The following is a 7,561-nucleotide window of genomic DNA, read 5'->3' on the forward strand; positions in this document are numbered from 1 at the left end:
ATCTGAAATAGAAATAGAGCTGGTTGATAAGGCGAATACACCTTTTGGATAATTGCTTGCGGGCAGAGATACCATCAACATAGAATGGCACGTTTTTTCTTGTAATTATTTGGAGTTTAACTATGTCAGAACCAGTTTGGTTTAGAACCGCTGAAGCCACTGTATTTGCCAGTGAAGATCAAGGCACCGATGCTATGCCGGAAATTTTAATTGGCAGCACCAAAGGGCCTGCTGGCCAGGCATTTGCCAATTTGATGGGGCAAACAGAAGGCCACACTCGTATGTTCGCCATTCGTGCAACTAACCAGCAAGTTAAACCCCCCACCATGATTGTGCCTAAAGTCACAATTAAATCAGGCAGTTATGTTGCTCTGTTTGGTGGCCCAGTTCAGTCTGCAATCGCTGACGCGGTGTTGGATAGCGTTATTGAAGGTGTGATCCCTAAAGAACATGCCGATGATTTGTGTATCGTTGCAATGATCTGGATCTCTCCAGATGCAGCAGCCAATCCGGATGTTGATCGTAAAGATTTATACCGCACTAACTATGAAGCCATGAAATTAGCAATCAAACGCGCTATGTCAGGTTCACCAACAATTGATGAGTTAATTGCCAACCGCAATAAAATCCATCATGAAATGTATGATCCAGAAACTGGCGAATCAGCCTGGTAAGAAAAAATAAATCAGCCCCCGACTTTATAAAGAATTTTAAAGTCGGGGGATTTGATTACTGCCGCTTGAATGCAAGAAACTGATTTGCTTCTCCGACAATATAAATAACACCCTCATCATCTACCGCAACGCCTTCAGGTTGCCAAAACCAGCCAAGCAGACCGAACGGATCGCTGCGTAAACTCAAGCGTGATAGTTCATTACCTTGCATATCCACCACATGCAGGCTGTCCGATGACTCGCTTAAAATCAGCAATTTGTCGACTTTGCCCGGCAATACTTCCATTCCAGCAAAATCCCGAACATTCAGACGAACTTGGCTTAAGGCTGTAAGTGTAGCCGAGAAATTGTGGCTTTCAGTTGGCTGATAAATAATCAGCGGTGGTTTTTCCTGCACAGCAAATAAACCAAATTGCTGTGACCAACCAACACCTTCGAGTCCATGATTATCATTGTGCCCGATATCCACATGGTAAATAGTGGCATCGGAATATTGTATCGTGTCGACATTGTCTGGCACTTCTACTTTGACCAAGTTCTGCCGTTGCTCTTCAGCAATAAAAAAATAATTATCGTAAGCGTAAGCAATCGATTCGGTATCACGAAAGCCCTCCAGCTTAATGCTTCTGACTAATTCACCGGTTTTTGTCAGAATATGGATCTGCCGTGGTTTGTTAGTTACGGCATATAAATGTCCGGAAGGCGGGTGGTAGGTTAAACCAGAAAGGTTATCGTCAATTCCTTCGATACGGATGGTTTTTCCCACCGGATGGTATTGAGTCAAATCCCATTCGGATTCAATGCCACTTAATGGTGAGTTGTCAGGAAAATGCCAGGAAACCCAGATTAATAATAAAACTAATGCTAAAAACAACCATATCAAACGTTTTTTTTGACGTCTGGATTTACTCATTAGGATTACCTTGTTAAACAGCTTTTCTGAAGAAATACAATACTTTATAAGTTTGGCGAACATCATTTCCTGCAATTGGCTGGCTGAGTTTGCTGAGCCAAAACAACCACGGCATGCTTTTCGCTAAATTAATTGCAGACTGACAAATCTCACCGGCAGCATTTTCACAATATCTATTCCATACTGCAGAAATTACCGGGTTATCCGCTTCATAAAAACGTACAACACTGTGCATAAACAGAAAAATATCCCGGCTCATGCATTGAACAGGTGTTAGGTAACTTATCGGGTTTTCTTCAAAATCAATCAGCGTGACTTTTTCACCATCCCACAGTATGTCTTTTAACGCAGGACGGCCGTGCCATGCACCTAGGTTATGCAAGTTCGCCAAAGCAATGGCTGCTTGTTCCAAAATATGTTGCAGTTGTTTATCGCTCAGTTCAGAGCGTTTAAATAATTTCTGCAAAGTGATGCCGTGATCGGCTGTGGCAAACCAATTTTCACCTGAAGCAATAATTTGTGGGACCGATGCACCTTCATTTTTCAACTGATTAATTCGTTGAATTTCACCGGTTAATGCAGTGTTTCCATCGATGGTGACGGTTGGTGTGAATAAGGGATTGTCAGAAATTTTGGCGATAATAGAACTTAAATAATGCCAAATCGTTGAGCTACTGGCTTCAGCCTGTTTTATCCAAAACCTAGAGCCCTGTAATTTGACATCAAAAACACGCTCATCATTTAGCGGAATTTGTTTAGAGATTAGATTTGTGAGCGTAGTATTTTTCATTCTAAATGCCAGCGTTATTATTTCTAGATCTAGATGATTCGGCGTAACCAATAAAACTCGTGATGGTTATTTTAAAAAAGTAAATCAGCAGTTCATTATAAACTGCTGATTATTAGCTTAACCCTATAACGAAAAAGCCTGCAAATTCTCAACAGGCTTTAATTCAGTGATTATGAAATATTAATGATTGTTGTATAACTTTTCATAAAAGCTGCGTTCAAAATCTCTCAGTGGTTTGCGAGCAACATTCCGGTTATCACTCTCTGGATGATAGTTAGACAGTAACTGAACAAAATAGAGGGTTTTACCCGATTTAGTATTGATTTTGCCAGCCAGATTGTACACCCCGTATATAGAGCCAGTTTTTGCTGAAACTTGACCGGTTAACGGTGCATTGACCAAACTACTGCGATATTGCAGTGTTCCTGATTGACCAGACACAGGCATGGTTTCGATTAATCCCAGCTCTTTATTACCAAAAATATACTGTACGACCTGGACTAACTGTTTTGCCGTCACACGATTGTTACGTGACAATCCCGAACCATCCATGATGATGGCGCGTGATAAATCAATATTGGCTTTTTCTTTTAATACCGCTTTGGCCGCAGCAGCGCCATTTTCATAACTGCCAGGACGTTTGTAATAAACCCGGCCTACCGTTTTGAGCAGGTTATCGGCAATCAAGTTATCAGAACGTTTCATCATGATATCTATGAGTTTCATCAAGGGTTCTGATTGATGAAGCGCTATCACCGTACCTGTGGCTTTATCGTTACGCATGATTTTGCCGTTTAACTGTATTCCGGCGCGGTCCAGTTCTTCCTGCAGAATTTTACTTAGATACAGCGTGGTATTTTGTACTGCCAGATGAAAATTGACGGGTAAGCGATTAGAAGCCACACAACCATCCAGTGAATAACGATTGTTGTTATCTGCAGTGAGTTTCAAATCACAATCGATATTCTGGTTTTCCAGACCTTGTCGAATAATAATGTCACCGGCACTGATGTTTATATAAGGAGAGCCACTAGCTTTAAGCGCTTTGACAGGTGCTTCGGTGGTTCCTTCGATTTTTCCGTAGATGCAATTAGCATTCATGGTAATACTGCTGGATGGCGCGCTGTAACATACACCCAGAATATCCCATGGCACCCCGACTGCACGTTCAGAAGTATCAAAAGCGCCACCATTCAAATAAAGATTTCCTGGAATAGTGGTTTGCTTGAGTTTGATTTTTTCAACCAACGCACGCAAATGAGTGCGGGTAAAGGTGGGATCACCACTGAAATTGATAATGACATCTCTGTCTGTTGTTTCGACGGTGGTTTCAAAACGGAAATCTTTATCTAGCACTAAACGAGCTGCCAAACCGGTAATGATTTTTTGCAAGCTGGCAGGTTGCTGAAACTGTTCTGCACGCTCTGAATATAATTCTTTGCCGTTGGATGCATCCAATACGTATAACGCAATATCGGCACCTTCAGGTGTCGGATTACCATTCAAAGAGGGGTTGGTGAAAACTTGTGTAGCATAGCTTGGAACACTAGTGAAAAGCAGCAGCGAGAGAGCAAGATATTTGGTCATACAATCCAGTAATACGTAAGGTTAAGGTAGAAGGACTGCAAAGCCTAACATGAAAAACGACGCTTTATTTAAAACAAAGTGTCCCTGTTTGGGCGTATCCCTTAAGGTTACTGAATTTGGCGATTACTGGTTGCTATACATAGGTTTGTTATCCGCTACATTGATCCAGCCTTTTGCGATTCGATAAATGACCCAGATGACATTTGCCAGCAGAATAAAATAGCCAATCACCACAGCACTTAAAAATGCCCCCAGCAAACCCCACAACAGCAAAACCAGAAGGTGCGAATCTGCCAGCGGAAATGTGATTCCAGCCAAGTGCCACGAACATCATCACGTTTGATGTAGTTAATAATAACGGCAACTAAAAACGTCAAACCGACAATAAATGATGCAGCTTGCAGAGCATAAATAATGATGGTTAAGGTTTTCGCTTGATGCTGATTGTCATTAGTTTGCTGTTGGGGATTCGGAATAATCCGTGGGTTTGACATATTAAGATCCTATGATAATGCTGCCCGAAAAGCATAATGCCTTCCGGGCAGATATCACAATTTAATATGGAGAAATAAAAATAGGGGAAATGACTAAACGAGTGAGCTTCACTAGGTTCGCGTTTAGTGAGGAGTAGAATCCGAGCAATGAGAACATTCACTTATAAGGTGTGCCTGATTATAGAATTTTCTTCTGGCCACATGAATTGCCGTTTTGCAATCTGGCAGATCGCCCAGTTCAATTCGCTCAATCATTGGTGGCAAATTTGGGCAGGTTTCCGGGCAAACATGATGAATATCACATCCCTTATTGGGTAAGTTAGGATTTGAATCTAAATAGTAACTAGCCATAAAAATCTCCCTGATTTTAACAACGTCTTCGTTTTCCGCTAAGCCAAAATTGAATTAACGGGTAAGTCGCATGCTTATTATTACTACGGTTACTTTGCTTACAGTGAGTGAAAAATTCCTTTCTTAGCTGGAAAATGTTCCCTTGTAAGTCTCAGAAAAATCCTAAACCCCTTTGTTTACAATGGCTTATAGTCGTAAATTTATAGCGTTTATTTCTTAATAATTTCAATTAAAGACATCAAATGGTGTAAAAAGTGTTAACTGTGTCACATATTTGCGCAGTAAAAGTTTAATAAATGTTAACTGCGTCACAAAAAAGTAATAAAAAATGGCAGTAAGAGTTCTTTGTCAAAAACGTTTATAAATCGTTTTAAACGATTATATTTACATGAATTACCTGTTTTACAGATTAATGTCCGTTCAGTATCGTGACGACTATCAACCAACAAAATTTCTCGATATTTAACTTAAGGCTTAATCAGATGAACACAGTCACTCAAATGGCAGATATTGGTATTGTCGGGCTTGCAGTAATGGGGCAAAACCTCGCATTAAACATTCATGATAAAGGCTTTAAAGTTGCAGTTTATAATCGGACAGCCAGTAAGGTAGATGAGTTCATGCAAGGTCCAGCAAAGGATAGTCAGATTATTGCCTGTCATGACTTAAAAACATTTGCCGATTCTCTGCAAAAACCACGCAGAGTAATGTTGATGGTTAAGGCAGGAGAGGTTGTTGATAGCTTTATCCAGCAACTTTTACCTTATCTGGAAAAAGGCGACATCATTATCGATGGTGGCAACTCATTGTTTAATGACAGTGATCGGCGAACTCATGAACTGCACAAACAAGGCATTTTGTTTATAGGCAGCGGTGTATCCGGTGGTGAAGAAGGTGCTCGTCATGGACCTTCGTTAATGCCCGGCGGAAACAAGGCTGCCTGGCCTGCAGTAAAAGAGATCTTTCAATCCATCTCTGCTCAGGTAGACGGTGAACCGTGTTGTGACTGGGTCGGAAACGATGGAGCTGGTCACTATGTGAAGATGGTGCATAACGGCATTGAATATGGCGATATGCAGCTGATTTGTGAGGCATATCAAATGATGCGTGAAGGCATGGGTATGTCGGGCGACGAGATCCAGCAAGTATTTGCAGAGTGGAATGAAGGCGTTTTAGATTCTTACCTGATTGAAATCACTCGTGACATTCTGAGTGTAAAAGAACCTGATGGCAGTTTGTTGATCGATCACATCCTGGATACGGCAGGTCAGAAGGGCACTGGTAAATGGACTGGGATGAATGCCCTGGATTTGGGTACACCACTTACTTTGATTGGCGAAGCAGTATTTGCCCGCTGTTTGTCGGCGTTGAAAGATGAACGGGTAACGGCATCACAGGTTTTACCAGCTAAAGCAGCACCTTTTAGTGGCGATAAACGCGAAATGATTGATGCCATTCGTGACGCTTTATATGCATCAAAAATTATTTCCTATGCGCAGGGTTACATGTTGATGCGTGAAGCGGCAGCAACCTATGGTTGGGAACTGAATTATGGCGGCATTGCGATGATGTGGCGAGGCGGCTGTATTATTCGCAGCCAGTTCTTATCGAAAATCCGTGATGCGTTTGAACGTAATCCAAAGTTGCAAAACTTGTTGTTGGACGAGTTCTTTATCGATGCCATTACCGAAGCATTGCCAGGCTGGAGAAAAGCTGTCGTTCAAGCTATCGAAATCGGTGTGCCGGTGCCGACGTTCAGCAGTGCATTGTCATTTTATGATGGCTATCGCAGTAAACGCCTGCCAGCAAACTTGTTACAGGCCCAACGCGATTATTTTGGTGCTCATACCTACGAGCGTCTCGATAAACCAAGAGGAGAGTTTTTCCATACAAATTGGACAGGCCGTGGTGGAAAGGTTTCGGCTAGCAATTACGACGTTTAAAGTTATCTGATATCCCAGCGATATGATCTTCTTTCATATCGCTGGGGTGATATTCAATGTTGAGTGTATGGATAAGGTCAAACTTTAAAGCGATAACCCACGCCTTGCACGGTTTCAATAAATCTTGGCTGAATAGTTTCTTCACCGAGTTTGTGACGAAGCTGACGCACCAAAACACGCAGATAATGCGTTTCCTCAACGAAACTTTCGCCCCAGATGTTTTGAGTCAGATAACGATGCGTCAGAATATGCCTTGGCTGCTCTGTAAGTAATCGAAGCAACTCAAATTCTTTGCGTGATAAATGGATCAGTTGATTATCCAGTTTAACTTGGTATTCGGCGAGATCGATAAACAATCCATTTACCTCGCGCTTACTGTTTGAATTAACGGTATTGTCATTTATCCTCAGTAATGCTCTAACACGGGCCATCAGCTCACTGATGCCAAAAGGTTTAGTGACATAATCATTGGCACCGGCGTCCAGGGCCTGCACTTTTTCTTCTTCGCTGGATCGAACAGACAAAACAATAATCGGAATTTGCGACCACTTCCGCAGGGCTTTAATGACATCCTGGCCATCCATATCCGGCAAACCAAGATCCAGAATAAGTAAATCAATCTGCTGCTCAACTAACATGGCTAAACCTTGTTCACCCAACCTGGTTTCAAGCACCTGATAATCATGTGCTTCAAGACTGATTCTTAAAAATTTCTTAATCTGGGCTTCGTCTTCAATAAGTAATATGGTTGCCATAGGTGAATGCTTAATAGGTAACAGTGTTCAAAGGTGTGATTGGCAGCTTGACCG

At 41.8% G+C, this 7,561-nt stretch carries 8 protein-coding genes; 2 read left to right on the top strand and 6 right to left on the bottom strand.

The window, feature by feature from the left end; translation table 11 throughout:
- Positions 1-122 precede the first annotated feature (122 nt).
- Positions 123-674, top strand: coding sequence for a formaldehyde-activating enzyme (fae, locus tag E8Q33_RS05030; protein ID WP_136553254.1), 552 nt, complete (start codon positions 123-125; stop codon positions 672-674).
- A gap of 55 nt (positions 675-729) precedes the next feature.
- On the opposite strand, the gene E8Q33_RS05035 is transcribed toward fae, so the two are convergent.
- The 5 genes from E8Q33_RS05035 to E8Q33_RS05055 all read right to left on the bottom strand — a co-directional run bounded on the left by E8Q33_RS05035 (position 730) and on the right by E8Q33_RS05055 (position 4,809).
- Positions 730-1,587, bottom strand: coding sequence for an SdiA-regulated domain-containing protein (locus E8Q33_RS05035; RefSeq protein ID WP_136553256.1), 858 nt, complete (start codon positions 1,585-1,587; stop codon positions 730-732).
- Positions 1,588-1,600: 13 nt separating this feature from the next.
- Positions 1,601-2,377, bottom strand: coding sequence for a lipopolysaccharide kinase InaA family protein (locus E8Q33_RS05040; RefSeq protein WP_136553258.1), 777 nt, complete (start codon positions 2,375-2,377; stop codon positions 1,601-1,603).
- Between the two features lie 180 nt (positions 2,378-2,557).
- Positions 2,558-3,964: a D-alanyl-D-alanine carboxypeptidase/D-alanyl-D-alanine-endopeptidase gene (dacB, locus tag E8Q33_RS05045; protein WP_136553259.1), complete on the bottom strand. Its 1,407-nt coding sequence runs from the start codon at positions 3,962-3,964 to the stop codon at positions 2,558-2,560.
- 239 nt (positions 3,965-4,203) lie between these two features.
- Positions 4,204-4,458: a hypothetical protein gene (locus tag E8Q33_RS05050; protein ID WP_247869935.1), complete on the bottom strand. Its 255-nt coding sequence runs from the start codon at positions 4,456-4,458 to the stop codon at positions 4,204-4,206.
- Between the two features lie 123 nt (positions 4,459-4,581).
- A complete protein-coding gene (locus tag E8Q33_RS05055) occupies positions 4,582-4,809 on the bottom strand; it encodes a hypothetical protein (RefSeq protein WP_136553261.1) in 228 nt (75 codons plus the stop codon).
- A 482-nt stretch (positions 4,810-5,291) separates the two neighbouring features.
- Here E8Q33_RS05055 and gnd point away from each other — a divergent pair, with 482 nt between their 5' ends.
- A complete protein-coding gene (gene gnd, locus E8Q33_RS05060; protein WP_084003038.1) occupies positions 5,292-6,752 on the top strand; it encodes a decarboxylating NADP(+)-dependent phosphogluconate dehydrogenase in 1,461 nt (486 codons plus the stop codon).
- Between the two features lie 77 nt (positions 6,753-6,829).
- On the opposite strand, the gene E8Q33_RS05065 is transcribed toward gnd, so the two are convergent.
- Positions 6,830-7,507: a response regulator gene (locus E8Q33_RS05065; protein WP_136553263.1), complete on the bottom strand. Its 678-nt coding sequence runs from the start codon at positions 7,505-7,507 to the stop codon at positions 6,830-6,832.
- Positions 7,508-7,561 lie beyond the last annotated feature (54 nt).

This window comes from Methylophaga sp. SB9B (genome assembly GCF_004832235.1).
In the GTDB taxonomy this organism is placed as follows: domain Bacteria; phylum Pseudomonadota; class Gammaproteobacteria; order Nitrosococcales; family Methylophagaceae; genus Methylophaga; species Methylophaga muralis.